At 68.6% G+C, this 16,682-nt stretch carries 10 protein-coding genes; 8 read left to right on the top strand and 2 right to left on the bottom strand.

The genetic code is table 11. From position 1 onward, the window contains the following. Positions 1–22: 22 nt before the first annotated feature. Together DMH03_RS34355 and DMH03_RS34350 are read right to left on the bottom strand one after the other, a co-directional pair. Positions 23–493: a thioesterase family protein gene (locus DMH03_RS34355; RefSeq protein ID WP_125785550.1), complete on the bottom strand. Its 471-nt coding sequence runs from the start codon at positions 491–493 to the stop codon at positions 23–25. Continuing rightward, positions 493–6,282 carry a type I polyketide synthase gene (locus DMH03_RS34350; protein ID WP_125796370.1) on the bottom strand — a complete coding sequence of 1,930 codons (5,790 nt, stop codon included), beginning with the start codon at positions 6,280–6,282 and terminating at the stop codon, positions 493–495. The genes DMH03_RS34355 and DMH03_RS34350 overlap by 1 nt, the downstream gene beginning before the upstream one ends. A gap of 449 nt (positions 6,283–6,731) precedes the next feature. Between DMH03_RS34350 and DMH03_RS34345 the strand changes: the two genes are divergently transcribed. The 8 genes from DMH03_RS34345 to DMH03_RS34310 all read left to right on the top strand — a co-directional run bounded on the left by DMH03_RS34345 (position 6,732) and on the right by DMH03_RS34310 (position 16,678). Next, complete coding sequence (locus tag DMH03_RS34345) at positions 6,732–7,703, top strand: hypothetical protein (protein WP_125796171.1); 972 nt, start codon at positions 6,732–6,734, stop codon at positions 7,701–7,703. Between the two features lie 10 nt (positions 7,704–7,713). After that, a complete protein-coding gene (locus tag DMH03_RS34340; RefSeq protein ID WP_125796170.1) occupies positions 7,714–8,700 on the top strand; it encodes a DUF1702 family protein in 987 nt (328 codons plus the stop codon). Positions 8,701–9,121: 421 nt separating this feature from the next. Beyond that, positions 9,122–10,099: a DUF1702 family protein gene (locus tag DMH03_RS34335; RefSeq protein WP_199749135.1), complete on the top strand. Its 978-nt coding sequence runs from the start codon at positions 9,122–9,124 to the stop codon at positions 10,097–10,099. After that, a complete protein-coding gene (locus DMH03_RS34330; RefSeq protein ID WP_199749134.1) occupies positions 10,096–12,042 on the top strand; it encodes a CRTAC1 family protein in 1,947 nt (648 codons plus the stop codon). Before DMH03_RS34335 ends, DMH03_RS34330 begins: the two co-directional genes overlap by 4 nt. Before the next feature lie 5 nt (positions 12,043–12,047). Further along, positions 12,048–13,088, top strand: coding sequence for an enediyne biosynthesis protein (locus tag DMH03_RS34325; RefSeq protein WP_199749133.1), 1,041 nt, complete (start codon positions 12,048–12,050; stop codon positions 13,086–13,088). Continuing rightward, positions 13,085–14,446: a cytochrome P450 gene (locus DMH03_RS34320; protein WP_125796167.1), complete on the top strand. Its 1,362-nt coding sequence runs from the start codon at positions 13,085–13,087 to the stop codon at positions 14,444–14,446. The genes DMH03_RS34325 and DMH03_RS34320 overlap by 4 nt, the downstream gene beginning before the upstream one ends. A 43-nt stretch (positions 14,447–14,489) precedes the next feature. Continuing rightward, positions 14,490–15,044, top strand: a complete 555-nt coding sequence (locus DMH03_RS34315; RefSeq protein WP_199749132.1) for a DUF5987 family protein — start codon at positions 14,490–14,492, stop codon at positions 15,042–15,044. Further along, a complete protein-coding gene (locus DMH03_RS34310) occupies positions 15,041–16,678 on the top strand; it encodes an FAD-dependent oxidoreductase (RefSeq protein ID WP_125796165.1) in 1,638 nt (545 codons plus the stop codon). The genes DMH03_RS34315 and DMH03_RS34310 overlap by 4 nt, the downstream gene beginning before the upstream one ends. Positions 16,679–16,682 lie beyond the last annotated feature (4 nt).

Raw genomic sequence — 16,682 nt, 5'->3', positions numbered from 1 at the left:
GACTGCCCGTTGCTGGTCATGTTCATCCTCCCGCGGCGGTCATGAGCGCCGCACGGGCGGCGGACGGCGATTCGGCGTACGGGGCGAGTGCCGCCCGCAGTTCTTCGGGCACCCTGGCCGGGACAGTGTCGGCGTTGGGGCCGCGCATGCACGCGACCCGCTGCCGTCCCTTGGCCACCACGAGTTCGAGGCCTTCCTTGAGGTGCACGTAGTCGAAACTGAACTGGATCTGGGTCTGCGTCAGTTCTTCGAGCCGCATGCGCACCGACAGGTCGTCGAAGGCGGTGATCTCGGCGTAGAACTCGCATTCGACCTTGAGCGTGAACAGCTTCAGGTCGTCCTGGAGTTCGGCCAGCACACCCGGCGCGCGATCCCGCAGGAACATCTCCCGGCACCGTCCCTGCCAGCGCAGGTAGTTGACGTAGTAGACATTGCCGACGATGTTCGTCTCCTCGAACCCGACGGTGTGCCGGATCTCGAAATAGCCGGGCATCAGCGCCCCTCCTTGCCGGTCAGTACCGCGAACACGACCGGATCGGGGAGGTCCTCGATCCGGGTCACCCAGGTGGCGATCACCGCGTCCCCGGCGGACAGGGTCACCCACCGGTCGGCGTGGATCTTGTCGACGGTGAGCGCCTGTGTCGTCGCGCCCGCTTTGCGCAGGCATTCCAACGCGGCCCAGATCCGGGTTCCCGCCACGGACATCTCGTCGCCGAGCAGGCTCAGGACGGACAGTTGCCGCTCGCCGAGCAGTTCGGCCCAGTCCCGTTCGGAGCGGGTGAGCGCCACCTCGACGTCACAGCCGATCCGCCCGGTGCCCGCCAGCGCGAGCGTGAGGCCCGCGCCGTGGGCCGCGGAGACCTCGGCGCCGTCGATTTCCGGTTTGCCGTCGGGCCGGTAGCGCACCGATACCGGCTTGTTCAGTGCCCTGCCCAAGGCGAGCGCGGTCTGCGCACGCCGTTCGGGAACGGCCACGGCCTTGGGGTCGGGCTCGACCACGACCGCCCTGCTGCCACCGAGCACCCGCTCCAGCGAGCGCTCCAGGTATCCGCTCAGCATGGGCGCGACCCACGGGCAGGCGCCGTTGTTCTTGCGGACCGCCCGCAGCGTCAGGCCTTCCCAGCGTTCCAGCAGCGAGCCGTCCGGCGTGAACAGGTCGATGTCGTAGGTGTAGCTGTCGCCGTCCTGCACACGCTCCTTCGCGTCGAGCACGACATAGTCGGGCACGTCGTCCGGCGGCATGAGGTGGATCCGCTCGATCCGCTCGGGCAGCAGGGTGGCGTCCGGGACGCAGCATTGCAGCGCGTGCATCGCGGTGTCCCGCGTGCCCGGGTCGGCGAGCACCATCTCCTGCGGCAGGAACGTGTCGAACCAGCCGGTCTGGTGACGGGCGTCGACCTCGGCCACGGCGTGCCGCGCACCGGCCCGCCGGTAGCCGAGCAGCCGCTGGAAACGCTTGCCCTGGAACATGATCCCGCCGTAGAGCTCGGCGGCGGGGTCCACCGGCACCGGGGGCAGCCCGGTCGCGACGGCCGCCGGTTCCCCGGACAGGTCCCGGCGCGGCCAGCGCAGTGTCGCGCGGAAGTGGTCGGCGCCGAAACCGGTCTCCTCGCTGCGGATCACCACGTCGACGGTGTCCCCGTCGACGGCGAGCGCGGCGAGGCGGATCGTGGTCGAGCTGTCCGGTCGCACCACGATCGGCCGGAGGAACTCGAGGTTCTCCAGCACCGGAGGTCCCTCGTTCCCGGAGAGCGCGACGGCGGCCTGCGTCATCGCCTCCATCCCGATCACCGCCGGGAACAGCAGGTCACCGTCGAGCAGGTGGTCCGACAGGTAAGGGTCGCTGCTCTCGGACAGGCCCGCCTCGGTGATCAGCTCGACACCCGGGTAGTGCACGAGAGTGCGGTCCAGGAAGCGGCGCAGCGGGAGCGCCGGACGTCGCATGGCCAGCGTCGGCAGCCCGCCGGTACGCCCGCTCACCACCAGTACCGGTCCCAGTTCCGGGTCGCCGAGCACCTGGCGCAGGACCGCGAGGCCGTTCTCGGTGGAGATGGGGGTGATGCCGTCCCGTTCGAGCGCCTCGACGACACCCAGCCGCTCGCCCATGCCCGCGCCGGACCAGACCGACCACTCCAGTGCGATCGCCCGCGCCCGCGGGTGTTCGGCCTGGAAACGCACGGCCAGTTCGCTCATCCAGTCGTTGGCGGTGGCGTAGTGCGCCTCTCCGCGCAGGCCCGCCCGGCCGATGATGCTGCCGAACGTGATGAGCAGTTTGATCCGGTCCTGATCGACGGCGGCCAGTACCGCGCGCAGCCCGTCGATCTTGGGCGCCAGTGTCGCGCGGAACTTCTCCTCGGTGAGGCTGTACAGCGAGTCCGGCTCGTTGCGGCCCGCGCCGTGCAGGACCGCGGTCACCGGGCCCAGTTCCGCCTCGGCGGCCGTCACCGCGGCGGCGACCTGGCCTGCCGAAGTGACGTCGGCGCGGTGATAGGAGAACCGCACCCCGGCGGCTTCGAACCGCTTCAGGTTGGCCGCGAGTTCGGTGTCTTCCGCCGGGTCGGCACGGCCGAGCAGGGCGAGCCTCGCGCCGGAATCCTTGGCGACGGCCAAGGCGCTTTCCGCGGTGATTCCCTTGCCGCCACCGGTCACGAGCAGGACGTCCGTGTCGCCGAGGTTCGACGGCTCGGCGGCGAGCCGGGGCATCGGCCGCAGCACCGGGACCGAGCGCGTGCCGTTCGCGGCGTACCGCACCTCCGCGAACCCCGCGGTGCCCGCGGTCTCGGACACGACCCGCGTCACCGCCAGCCGGATCTCGTCCGGATCGACCGGCACGACGTCAGCGAGCTCGACGATCGTCGTGGGCGCCGACGGGTCTTCCAGGTGCAGTGTCTTGGCCAGGCCCGAGGCGCCGAGCCCCTGCTGGACGACGACGAACCGGGTGCCGTTCGGCCGGGACACCGCGGCGCGGCCGGCGTCGAGGAACAGCCCGACCTGGTGCTCGTCGCAGTCCGGAGGCAGGCACAGCAGCACACCCTCGCCGAGGCCGGCGGTGGCCAGCGCCGTCCGCAGCGGCTCCGCGAGCGGGTGTCCATCGGGGGCGAACACCGCCCAGTCACTCGTCTCCGTGCCGGCGTGCGGTGCGGCGACGGCACGCGGCTGCTCGGTCCAGGTGACCGCGAACGGGCGCACCCAGGACGCCACCCCCGGTGCCTCTCCCGACGGCTGCCCGGCGTCGTGCGCGGTGTCCGCGAGCTGGTCGATGATCTCGGCCAGTTCACCGAACCGCGCGGTGGCGAAGTTCGGCGTCGCGGTGAGCGGCGGCCTGCCGAGCTCGCGGGTGACCTCGTTGACGATCTGGCCGACGGTGATCGAACTCAGGTGCAGGTCGTCGAGCGGGTGGGTGTCCGGGCCGACGGCTTCCAGCGGAAGCTCGACGCGCTCGGCCGCCAGCCTGCGCAGCAGTTCCAGCGTGGAGGTCTTCGTGTCCGTCGCCTCGGTGACGGTGCCCGTGGGGTTCGGCACGTCGGCGGCGACGAGCAGCTCCGCACTGATCTCCGGGGCCGTTTCGCAAGGGCTGGCAAGGAAAGTGAACTCGGTCTCCGGCGGCAGCGGTTTCACCGCGCGTCCGGCGTACAGGACGGTGGTGTCGATCGAGGCGCCCGCCGCATACGCGGCACCGACCACGGACAGCAGCGGAGCCAGCGACGTGTTGTCGGTGTCCATCGACAACACCGGTGTGTCCGGGGAGATCCCGGTGAGCAGTCCGGCGAGGACCCGGCCGGGCCCGACCTCGAGCGCGAGATCCGCGCCCTCGACGGCTTTGGCGGCGGCGGCGTGGAAACGCACCGGCTCGAGCACCTGCTCGCGTAGCAGCTCACGCAGGTCGGTGTCCGAGGCGAGGACGTCGCCGGTCACGGTGGACACGACGTTCCCGGTCAGCGGGCGGAAGCCGATCCCGGCGAGCCGCTCGGCCATCGCGCCCGCCGCCGGGGTGACGAAGGGGGAGTGGAACGCGTGGGAGACGTTGATCCTGGTCGCGTTGACACCCGCGGCGACGGCCTTCTTGCAGACCAGCTCGACCGCCTCCACGGCGCCGGAGACGACCGTCTGGTCGGGCCCGTTGTAGCCGGCGATGACCACGCCGAGCCCGTTCGCCAGGTGCAGCGCCTTCTCCGGGTCGGTCCCGAGGCTCGCCATCGTGCCGCCACCCCGGCTGGCACTGGCCATCACCTTGCCGCGGATCGCCGCGAGTTCGAGCACCTTCGTCCCGTCCATCGCCCCGCCCCAGGACAGCGCGGTGAGCTCACCGAGGCTGTGCCCGACGGCCGCGTTCGCCTCGATGCCGAGGTTGTCCAGCACCCGCAACGCGGCCACCGAGCCGGCCACGATCCGCGGCTGTGCGACCTCGGTGGCCACCTGGTCGCCGTGGGCGGACACGCCGGCCTCACGGAAGACGCCCTCGGCGATCGGGAACCGGCGCCGGATCGCGCCGACCGCGCCCCGGCCGGAACCCTGACCGGGGAACAGGAAAGTGATCTTCGGTGCTTTGCCGCCCGAGCCCGCGAAGATGCCTTCGGAGGCGTTGAAGATCTTGGTCGTTCCCGAGCCGAGCAGGGCGCGGAGTTTGACCAGTTTGCGGACGGCTTCCTCCGGCCCGGTGGCGACGAGCGCCGCACGCATGGGCTGACCGGACAGCGATCCGGCGAGAGTGAAGGCCAGGTCGGAAAGTTCGGCGTAGGACAGCTTCGCGACCAGCTCTTCGAGGCCCGCGATCCTGTCGCGCAGCGCGTCCGCGTCGGCCGCGTCCAGCAGCAGCACCTCGGCGTCCTGACGGCCGCCGACCAGGTTCGTGGCGCGGTTCGGCAACTCGGTGCGGCGCCGCACCCCGGGAGCCTGCTCGATCGCGATATGCGTGTTGATCCCGCCGAAACCCATGGCCGAGACACCGGCACGGATCTCCTGGTCCTGCGGCCACAGCCCGGCGTCGGCGGGGACGAACATCGTCGCGTCGTCCTCGAGCAGCAACGGATGCGGATCCTGCTGGCCGGTGCCCGGCGGGATGACCTGGTTGTGCACCGAGAGCGCGGCCTTGATCAGCCCGGCGACCCCGGCCGCGGCCTTGGTGTGCCCGAAGTTGCCCTTGACCGAGCTGAGCGCGGCCTTGGGGGCTTCCGGGGCGGCGTCACGGCGGGCGGAGGACAGCGCGGTGATCTCGGTGGCGTCGCCAAGCGCGGTCCCGGTGCCGTGGCCCTCGAAGTAGGAAACCGACCCGACGTCGTAACCCGCCCGGTGGTACGCGCGGGAAATGGCCAGCCGGTGCCCGCTCGCCTCCGGGCGGGTGATGCCGCCCTTGCCGTCCGAGGACACGCCCCAGCCGGTGATCGACGCGTAGATCTTCTTGCCGCGGGCGAGCGCGTCCTGCTCGCGCATCAGCACCACGACACCGGAGCCCTCGCCGGGCCAGAAGCCGTTGGAGTCCCGGTCGTACACCTTCATGTCCCCGGTGGCCAGCGCGCCGGTCTTGGCGAAACCGATCACCTCGAACGGGTCGATCGAGAGGTCCACACCGCCGGCGAGAGCGACGTCCAGATCGCCTTCGATGAGGGATTTCGCCGCTGTGACAACGGAAAGCAGGGACGACGAGCAGGCGCCGTCGACGGTGTAGCCGCCCCCGGCGAGGTCGAAGTGGTTGCAGATCCGCCCGGCGATGGTGTTGGCGAGCCCGCCCGCGAGGGTGTCCTCGTCGATCGGCGGGAACGGCGCCTTGTACTTCGGCTCCAGGGTCTGGAGGAACTCGGCGACCGTGCCGTCGTCCCAGCCCTTTTCGGCCAGCGCGGCGGCCACCGTCCGGCGCACGTAAGGCCAGCGCAACCGCATCAGGTTGGCACGGGCGAATTCACCGGTGAGGCTGTTGCCGATGACGACACCGGTGGACTGCTTCGGAAGTCCTTCACCGCCAGGGAAATCGGCGTCGGCGAGCGCCTGTGCCGCGACGTCGAGGGCGAGCCAGTGGGTCATGTCGGTCGACCGGAACGTGCTGCCCGCGACCTTGTACTTCACCCGGTCGAACTCGAAATCACGCAGCACGGCGGCCTTGCTGGAATAGAAGCGATCCGGCGCGGCCGGGTCGGCCGAGAAGTAGTCGGTGTGGTTCATCCGCTCGTCGGGGAGACGGCGAAACGCCCGGCGACCTGCGAGGACGTTGTCCCACAATTCGTCGGTGGAACTCGCGTCCGGATAGCGTAGGCCGATGCCGACGATTGCTATTCGCGTGTTGCTCATCATTCTCCGGGTCCTCCGCCGATGATGTCGATAAACAGAAATACACTCGCCGAATGCGGCACTTATTCGGTGAAAGGATAAACTCGCCAACCTGCTACCCGAGGCTGCCTGTTGACGTCTCCCGGGGCATCTTCGAATGTGCGGTCAGTCGGCCTGTGAGCAGCCGAAACGGCATAACGGCGTGATTCATCGGGGCGGTGTGCAATTCCATGGAAGCGTTATGAATCGGCGAACCCCGGTAGGCTGACCAGGCGGTTACGCTGGTGTCCGACGGAGTGGCCCCGGTGATCACGAAGCGGGCCCGCGCCGACGCCGGGCGGCGAACGTCGGGTATTGAGCACGATCCCGAACATCTTGTCGGAATGTGCGGTCATCCCCTTCGGTGGCGCCTCGCGGGGCGATTGTCGTTTATGTTGTCCGAGGCACAGCTCTCGGTCGAGGGGACGCAGATGGTGCAGCAAAGCGTGAAATCCGTGAAGGCAGGCGACTCGCCCGCGTCATCGGCGTTCGTGCCGGGATACGTTCCCGGCAGGCGATGGTTGATCATCTTACTGAGCTGTATCGGCGGATTCCTGCTGACGGTCGTCTGGTCGGCGGAGTTCGTCGACCGGGTCATCGGCGACAACGTGGCCAACACGCTGCTCGGGCACGACGTGAAGGAAACCCCGATCGCCGGGGTCGCCGCGGGGATCATGTTCGCCTTGGTCTCCGGAATCGCCGGCACGTTCACCGCGTGCAATATCGCGGTGTTCGGCGCGATGGCGCCCATGCTGGGCTCGACCGGAAGCAGGTGGACGAGGTTCGCGCAGGCCTTGAAACCGTTGGGCTGGCTGTCGGTCGGGATGATCGCGATCTCGGCCGCCTACGGTGCGGTGGTCGGCCTCGTCGGCACGAAGATGCCCCAATTCGCGACGTCGCCGAACGCGCCGGGCGCCTTGTCCGCGCGCAGTGTCCAGTCGCTGGTGGTGTTCGGGCTGATCGGCCTGATCATGTTCTATCTGGGATTGGCCGCGCTCAAGGTGGTGCCCGACCCGTTCGCGCGTGTCTCGCGGCGTTTTCCCCAGGCGCCGATGGTGTTCATGGGAGTGCTGATCGGCGGCTTCCTGATCGGCAGGCCGTTCGCCTTGTTCCGGCAGATGTTCCGTGACGCGGCGGAGAGCCACAACCCGCTCTACGGCGCGGCCGCGTTCGTGCTGCAGTCGGTCGGGAACATCGTGATCATGGCGATCCTGTTCCTGATCCTCGCCACCTTCGCCGGTGGACGGCTCCGGCGGTGGATCGCCGCCAGACCGAGCAGATTGACCGTGCTGATCGCGGTTTCGCTGATCGTGGCCGGCGTGTTCACCGTTCTGTACTGGGATGTCCGCCTGCTGGCACGGCGCGACATCATCCCCTGGTACCCCGTCGCCCCGTGGGGTTGAGGAGCAGACCATGCCCACCGCACTCGGATCCGTTCGCAGGTACGTCCTGACCCCGCAGCTGCGCGACGTGACCTTCGCCAGACGTGGGTTCCCGGCGGCGGCCGCGCCCGCGGCCGGCACCCTCGAGGCGATCCCGCAGGCGGTGCTCTGCGGGTTCGAGTGGGGGATCGACGCCAGGGATCAATGGGAGCTGGAGCGCAGGCTCGAACTGGTCCTGCCCGAGCAGCTCGGCTTCGCCTACGAGGGCGCGACCATGGCCTGCACCGTGCTGGACGCCATGCGCGGCGGCCGGGGCACGCGGACACGCGAGCTGCTCGAAGGGCCGGGCGCGCCGCATATCTTCCTCGCCTACATCGGGATCGGCTTCGCCATGGCCCGGCTGCCGAGGGCGTTGTGGGGCAAGGTGATCCCGGCACTGAGCTCGTCGCCGTACCACCCGACGATGAGCTGGCTCGCCGTCGACGGCTACGGCTTCGACCGCGCCTACTTCGACACCCGGAAGTGGGTGGACGAGCAGCGGATCCCGAAGCCGTACCCGTGGCAGGGCTGCCCCGAGTACTTCCCGCGAGCAATCGACCAGGGGATCGGGCGGGCGCTGTGGTTCATCAACGGCGCCGTTCCGGAGGCCGTCGCCGAGGCTGTCGGACGCTTCGGCGAGGCACGCGGACCGGACCTGTGGAGCGGGGTCGGTCTCGCGGCGACCTTCGCCGGTGGTTGCCCGCCGGACGGGTTGGCGGACCTCCGCCGCGCGGCCGGGCGCTACCGGCCCGATCTCGCGCTGGGCATGGTGTTCGCGGCCAAAGCCAGGGTCCACGCCGGTTTCGTGCCGGAACACAGTGAGCAGGCCGTCCGCGCGTTCGGCGACCTGACCGTCGACGCGGCCGTGCGGCTGGCCGACGGCACGGCCGTCCACGACGGCGGAAGCCCCGCCGAACCGCCTTATGAGCTGTGGCGGCAGAAGATCCGCGCGCATTTCGCTTCGCTCGACGCCGGCTGAGGTCGGTACCGGGGACGTGAGTGGCGATTCGGGTTCTTGAGGGTATGGCAAACGTGGCGTGCTCTGGGGAGGCTGGTCACTCCTGTCGGCGTGCGCGGGGAATCGGGAAACCGGGTCTGCTCCCAATGTGGCATTGGGGACGCTGACCGTCCCCAATGCCACATTGGGGGCAGCAGGCCGCGGCGCGAGCCCCTCGCGCCTGGTTGCGGCCGAGGGTATCCATGGGGCATTCGGCCGCCAGGGTTTGTCTCTTGTGGACGGTCAGGGTGCGTCGCGTAGGCTCTTCGCCGCCACTCACTGTCCATTGTGGACATACCGAACGCTGCACCAGAGCACATTCGGAGTGGCCCGCACCACCGCCCACCTGTGAAGCTCTCTTCGGGATGAATCGCCGAACGAGGACATACGGAGGCGGATCACATTGGCGACAGGTTGGCGCGCACTAAGACGCCGGGTCTTGACACCGAATGTTTCGGCGACATCGCTGGATGTTCGCGGTTTTCACAAAAAGAACCCGGCCGCTCAGGAAATGCTGGAGAACGTCGGTAAAACGTTCCTCACGGGATACGGGTACGCAGCCGAGGCGCGCACCGTCGAAGAGGCCGCGGAGAACCTGGAAACCGTACCGGCCCGATTCCGCGGATTCGCGTACGAGGGTGCGGCCATGGGATTCACCGTCCGGGACAGGCTGCCCTTGGGGCCGAGCGGGCTCACCGAGAAATTCCTGGCCGGTCCGGGTGCGCCGCATATCTACATGATCTACGTCGGAATCGGCTGGGCGATGGCGCGGCTGCCGAGGTTCCGCTGGCCGAAGAGCGCGACCACCGATCCGCTGCTGCGCTGGCTCGTGCTGGACGGGTACGGGTTCCATCAGGCCTATTTCCACACCGCGCGCTACGTGCACGAGCAGTACCAGGAGCGGGATTTCCCGTGGCCCGGCGGCCGCGCGGGCTATGCCGCCAACGCCATCGACCAGGGGATCGGCCGCGCGATGTGGTTCGTCGGCGGTACCGACGCCGCGCGTGTCACGTCGATGATCGGCAAGTTCCCCGAGTCGCGCAGGGCGGATCTGTACAGCGGGGCCGGGCTCGCCGCGACCTATGCCGGCGGGGCCGACGAGCAGGAGCTGCGCGTGTTCGCGGACCGGGCGGGCCGATTCCGTCCCCAGGTCGCACAGGGCAGCGCGTTCGGCGCGGAAGCGCGGATCCGGGCCGGATTGCTCGTGCCGCACACCGAAACGGCCACTCGGATCCTGTGTGGTTTCTCCGCCGAGAAAGCGGCGCAGATCACCCAGGACCTCCGACCTGACAAAGTCGTCGACGGCGAATCGCCCGCTTTCGAAGCGTGGCGCGATCGTATCGCCGGAGAATTCGTCTCTCTTGGAGGTGTCAGTCAGTGAAGTCTGTAGCCGGCTGGTTGCGCAAGCAACTACCAGGCGTCGTCGCGCTGGTATTGATGGCGGCCATGTTCGTCGTCGCCGAAAAGCCTGCGACCTCCGCCGCCGAGACGGCGAATCTCGCCGGGAAATTCGGGTTCACCCCGGTTTCGATCGCGATGCCGAGCGGGTTCCCGCAAAAGGAGATCCGTAAGGTCAACAAGGATTATCAGCATATCGACGCGTGGATCTCTTCGGTCGGCGCGGCCATCGCGATGAACGACGTCGACGGTGACCGCCTCGCCAACGATCTCTGCGTCACCGATCCGCGGATCGACCAGGTCGTCGTCACCCCGACGCCGGACGCGAAGGCGGACCGGTACGCGCCGTTCGCGCTGTCACCGGGCCCGCTGCCGATGAACGACCGCATCGCGCCGATGGGCTGCCTGCCGGGCGACTTCAACGAAGACGGCCGGACCGATCTGCTGGTCTACTACTGGGGACGCACCCCGATCGTTTTCCTGGCCGAGCCGGACGCGACCAAGCTGACCCCCGCCGCGTTCACGCCGACCGAACTGGTCCCCGGCAACGGTGGCGCCGAGTACAACGGTCCACAGTGGAACACCAACGCGGTCGCCTTCGACGACTTCGACGGCGACGGGCACGGCGACATCCTCATCACGAACTACTTCCCGCACGGGCCGGTACTCGACGACCGGGTGTCCGGTGGTGTCGAGATGAACGACTCCATGTCGGCGGCCTACAACGGCGGCGAGGACTACTTCTTCCGCTGGACCGGCGCGACGACGGGAGCGAGCCCGTCGGTGAGCTATCAGCGCATCGACGACGCGCTGCCGGTCGACGTGTCGAAGGGCTGGGAGCTGGGCGCGGCGGCCAACGACCTCGACGGCGACGGCCTTCCGGAGCTCTACCTCGCCAACGACTTCGGGCCGGACAACCTCCTGTACAACCAGTCCACCCCCGGCAAGCTGAAGTTCTCCTTGGTCAAGGACGTGCGTTCGCCGGTCATCCCCAAGTCCAAGCAGGTCGGCATCGACTCGTTCAAGGGTATGGGTGTCGACTTCGGCGATCTCGACGGTGACGGGCTGTACGACATGTTCGTCAGCAACATCACCTCCTCGTGGGGCATCGAGGAGAGCAACTTCCAGTTCATGAACACGGCCAAGGACCAGGCCGACGTGCGGGCCAAGCTCGCCGAGGGAACGCCGCCGTTCGCCGACACCAGTGGTCCTTCGCGCACCGCGTGGTCCGGATGGGGCTGGGATGTCAAGACGGGCGACTTCGACAACGACGGCGCCGTGGAGATCGCGCAGGCGACCGGCTTCGTCAAGGGCCAGGTGAACCGGTGGCCGCAGCTGCAGGAGCTGGCCACGGCCAACGACGGGATCCTGTCCAACCCCGGTGCGTGGCCGAACGTGAACCACGGCGACGACATCGCGGGCAGCCAGCGTCTCGCCTTCTACGCCCGCAGCGCCGACGGGACCTACGGCGACATCTCCGGGGCGTTGAAGCTCGACGTCCCGGTGCCCACCCGCGGTATCGCGACCGGTGACTCCGACGGTGACGGCAAGCTCGACTTCGCCGTGGCCCGGCAGTGGGACCAGCCGGTGTTCTACCAGAACGTCGCCAAGGACACCGGCGCCCACCTCGGGCTGCGCCTGTTCCACGAGGCCGCGACCGGACAGGCTCCCGGCACGCCGGCGGTCGGTGCCCAGGTGACGGTGACGACCCCGGACGGACGCAAGCTCGTCGGCCGCGTCGACGGCGGCGGTGGCCACTCCGGCAAGCGCAGCAACGAGGTGCACATCGGCCTTGGCGACCTCGACGGCCCGGTACAGGTCCACCTGAAGTGGCGTGACCGAAGCGGGCAGATCCACGAGCAGGACCTGAAGTTGACCCCTGGCTGGCACACCCTGCAGCTGGGCGCCCAGGCCAAGGAGAAGTGATCGGTATGGCTGACAACACGACGAGCACCGCGGCACCTCCGCGGCACGACCCCAAGGTCACCATCGCGTTGCGCAACTTCGCGATGTCGATCTCGGTGTTCAACATCATCGGCTACGCGCTACTGGGTTTCGAACAGCCGTGGCTCTGGCCGTTCATCGCGCTGGCCACCGGTTACACCGTGGAGATCGGCCTGGAGGCGCTCGCCGCCCGGGTCGACCACCGGGCACCGCGCTACGCGGGCCGGGGCGTTCGCGGGATGGTGGAATTCCTCTATCCGGCGCACATCACCAGTCTCGCCATGAACATGCTGATCTACGTCAACGACCAGGTCTGGGTGCTGATCTTCGGCGTGGTGGTCGCGGTCGGCACGAAGTGGGTCCTGCGTGCCCCGGTGCGGGGCAGGCTGCGGCACTACATGAACCCGTCGAACTTCGGCATCGCCGTGCTGCTGCTGATCTTCCCGTGGGTGAACATCGCGCCGCCGTACCACTTCACCGAGCATGTCTCGGGCTTCGTGGACTGGCTGGTGCCCGGGATCATCATCCTCGGCGGCACCATGCTCAACGGGAAGCTCACCGGCCGGATGTGGCTGATCGGCGCGTGGGTGATCACCTTCGCGTTGCAGGCGATCGTCCGTGGCATCTTCTTCGACACGTCCATTCCCGCCGCGCTCGGCATGATGACCGGTGTCGCCTTCATCCTCTTCACCAACTACATGGTGACCGACCCCGGGACCAGCCCGTCGAAACCGGCTTCACAGATCGCGTTCGGTGCGGGCGTGGCGATCATCTACGGCTTCCTGATGGTCGCGCACATCGCGTACGGCATCTTCCTCGCCACGGCGATCGTCTGTCTCGTCCGCGGTTTGTTCCTGTGGGGCCTGCACTTCTCCAACAAGGCCCGCGAGGAGTTCGAGGCGAAGCAACGGGCCGAGGCCGCCACACCGGAGACCAACGGTGACGGCAAGGTGACGGTCTCGCTGACCCCCGCACCGCCGGCGACGCTGGACGGCACGGGCGAGGACAAGAAGGTCGTGCGGACATGACCGTCGCGCCGCAGCGGGCCCGGTCGCTGTCCGGCCCGCCGCGTACCCAGACGTTCGGTCTGCTCAGGAAACTCATCGGTGACCGGCTGGCCCTGATGACCTCGGCGGCCGGCACCTATGGGGACGCATCCCGGATCGCCATCGGGCCGAAGACGCTCTATTTCTTCAACCATCCGGAATATGCGAAGCACGTGCTGGCCGACAACAGTGGCAACTACCACAAGGGAATCGGCCTGGTCCAGGCGAAACGCGCCCTCGGCGACGGTTTGCTGACCAGCGAGGGCGAGCTGTGGCGCAAACAGCGGAAAACGATCCAACCGGTGTTCCAGCACAAACGCATCGCCGCGCAGGCGGGTGTCGTCGCCGAGGAGGCCGCGAAACTCGTCGGCAGGCTCAAAACGCACGTGGGCGGTGGCCCCGTCGACATCGTCGAAGAGATGACGGGGCTCACCCTCGGCGTACTCGGGCGCTCCCTGCTCGACGCCGATCTGGGCGCGTTCGACTCGATCGGGCATTCGTTCGAGGCGGTGCAGGACCAGGCGATGTTCGAGATGGTCTCGCTGAGCATGGTGCCGACGTGGATCCCGCTGCCCAAGCAGCTGCGGTTCCGCAAGGCGCGCAAGGATCTCGACCGGATCGTCGAGGCACTGGTGGTCGAACGCAAGGCCGATCCTCGCGTCGACGGCGACGACGTGCTGACGCGGCTGATCGGTTCGACCAAGGAGGAGTCGCGGCCGGAGGTCGCCAAACGGCGGATGCGGGACGAGCTGGTCACGCTGCTGCTCGCGGGCCACGAGACGACGGCGAGCACGCTGGGCTGGACCTTCCATCTGGTGGACCGGCATCCGGAGGTCTTCGAGCGGCTGCACGCCGAGGCGGTGGAGGTGCTCGGCGATCGGCCGCCCGCCTACGAGGATCTGCACCGGCTGACCTACACCACCATGGTGGTCGAAGAGGTCATGCGGCTCTATCCGCCGGTGTGGATCCTCACCAGGCAGGCCCAGCAGGCCGACGAAATCGGCGGCTACCCGGTCCCGGCCGGCGCCGATGTGGTGGTCTGCCCCTACACACTGCACCGGCATCCGGAGTTCTGGGACGACCCCGGGCGTTTCTCGCCGGAACGGTTCTCCGCGGAGAACACCGGCAGCCGTCCGCGGTATGCCTACATTCCCTTCGGGGCCGGTCCCCGGTTCTGTGTCGGCAGCAATCTCGGCATGATGGAAGCGGTGTTCGTGATCGCGATGATCAGCCGCGAGCTGCGGCTGAAGAAGCGGCCGGGATACGAGGCCGTCGCGGAACCGATGTTGTCGCTGCGTGTTCGCGGTGGCCTGCCCATGACCGTCCACTCGGCACAGTGAATTCCCCCGTAGCACTCCGGTCAGATGACGAGGGTATCGGAAAATGGATGATTACCAGCTTCAGACGATGACGCTCGAAGCGTTCGCGGACACCATCATCCCGGGAGAGAAACGAGCTCCGGACGACCGGGCGATCGCGGGGGTGTCGGAGGGGGGCGGCGCGGTCGCCGCCGGTGCCATCGAACTGCTCGAGTGGGATGCCACGGGTGTCTCCGAAGGCCTCGGGCCGCTGTCGGCCGCGCTCAACGGGCACGCGACGGCCTATGCGCACGAGCTCGGCCGCACGCTGGACGAGTCCGTCCCGCCGTTCGTGGCCCTGGCGTTCCCCGACCGGACCGCGCTGGTGGAGCGGCTCACCACGCCGGGCCATCCGGAGAAGGACGGGTGGGTCCTGCTCGCCCTGTTCAGCAACATGGCCTACGACAGCGCCGCGCATATGAGCACGACCGACGCGATCGAACAAGGACATCCCGGTCTGCTCGCGATGGGTTTCGCCGAACCGGAATCCGACGGCCTGTGGCGGTTCCCGAAGTATTCGTACGGCAGGGTGCTGGCGAAGTCGCATCCGGACACCACCGAATCAGGGAGCCTGGCATGAACGCGACCGAGAAGACCGATGTCGTCGTCATCGGCAGCGGATTCGGTGGCGCCATCGCCGCCTACCATCTGGCCGCGGGCGGGGCGAACGTCGTCGTCCTCGAACGCGGGCCCTGGCTTTCCGGTGAGGATTTCGACCACGACTACCTGCTCGGCAAGTCGTACACCCGGGTGTTCGATTTCGTGGCAGGCGACGGGATGAGCGTGCTCGGCGGGAACTGTGTCGGTGGCGGCAGTGTGGTGTACTTCGCCGCGCTGCCGCGGGCGCCGCGGTTCGTCTTCGACCGCCACGGCAGTATCGGACGCCGCATGTGGCCCGAGGCCATCAGCCGCGACACGCTGGATCCGTGGTACGACCGGGTCTCGGAAGTGGTGCCGGTCCGCAAGCAGAGCTGGAGCGAGGTCACCTACGCCGGCGGGCTGTGGGCCGCCGCGTGCAACCACTCCGGGCGGACCGCCAACCCCGTCCCGGTCGGGATCGACGCCGCGAAATGCACCAACTGCAACTGGATGATGGCGGGCTGCCGGTTCGACGCCAAGCAGTCGCTGTTGTTCAACTACATTCCCGGCGCGGTCGGCCACGGCGCCGACATTCGCCCGCTCCACGAGGTCCAGCGGATCACCAGGAACGACGACGGTGACTACCGGATCCACTACACCCGCGTCGACGAGGTGGACTACCGGCTCCAGGAACCCGGCGGCGCGATCGACGCCAAGATCGTCGTCCTCGCGACGGGCGCCGCGGCCACCCCCGTCATCCTGCAACGCTCCGAGCCCGAGCTCGGGCCGATGCCGCACGCGGTCGGGCGGTACTTCTCCGGGAACGGCGAGCGGCTCAACACCGCGCTCATCGACGAAGACCGCGTCAGCGAGGTGCTCGGCCTGTCCCGCGAGGGCGGACCGGCCTACGCCGCGAACCAGATCGGCAAGGGCCCGGTGGTGGCGAACTGGGACAAGCTCGACGGCTCGCGGCCCGAGTACACCCGGTTCTCCCTGGAACAGTTGTACTTCCCGCCGGGGCTCGGCACGATCCTCGCCCAGGCGCCCGACGCCACCGGCCCGGCCTGGTTCGGCCTCGCCAAGAAGGAAATGCTCAGTAAGTGGCGGTCATGGCTGACCATCTTCCTGATGACCGAGGACGACAACGAGGGCGTCTTCGGCCCGCCGCCGCCGACCGGCAACGCGTACCGGATCTCCCAGCAGATGCTGGGCCGCGGTTCGCTGCGGTACGACCCGACGCCGAACACCCTGAGCGGCTGGGCGATGGCCGACGCCGAGGTCAAGTCGATCCTGGAGCGCGACGGGCTGGCCAAGGTCATGCCGTGGACCAATGACGTGGTCGGTGCCTACACGGTGCACCCGCTCGCGTCCTGCCGCATCGGCGACGATCCGGCGACCTCGGCCCTCGACGACCGGCATGAACTGCGCGACCACCCCGGGATCTTCGTCACCGACGGCTCCGCGGTCCCCGGCGCGCTCACCGTGAACCCGGCCTTGACGATCGCCGCGCTGGCCGAACGCGCCATTCCCGCGATCGTCGAAGCGGCGCGGGAGCGCGGGGTGCGGGTCGAGTACGGCGCTCCGCTGCCGTCCAGGGTGACGACGACGGCGCCCGTAACGGCCACCGTGAGTTGAGAGC

Source organism: Amycolatopsis sp. WAC 01376 (assembly GCF_003947415.1).
In the GTDB taxonomy this organism is placed as follows: Bacteria; Actinomycetota; Actinomycetes; order Mycobacteriales; family Pseudonocardiaceae; genus Amycolatopsis.
The sequence above is the reverse complement of the archived record's forward strand: the minus strand, read 5'-3'. Positions and strand labels throughout refer to the sequence as shown.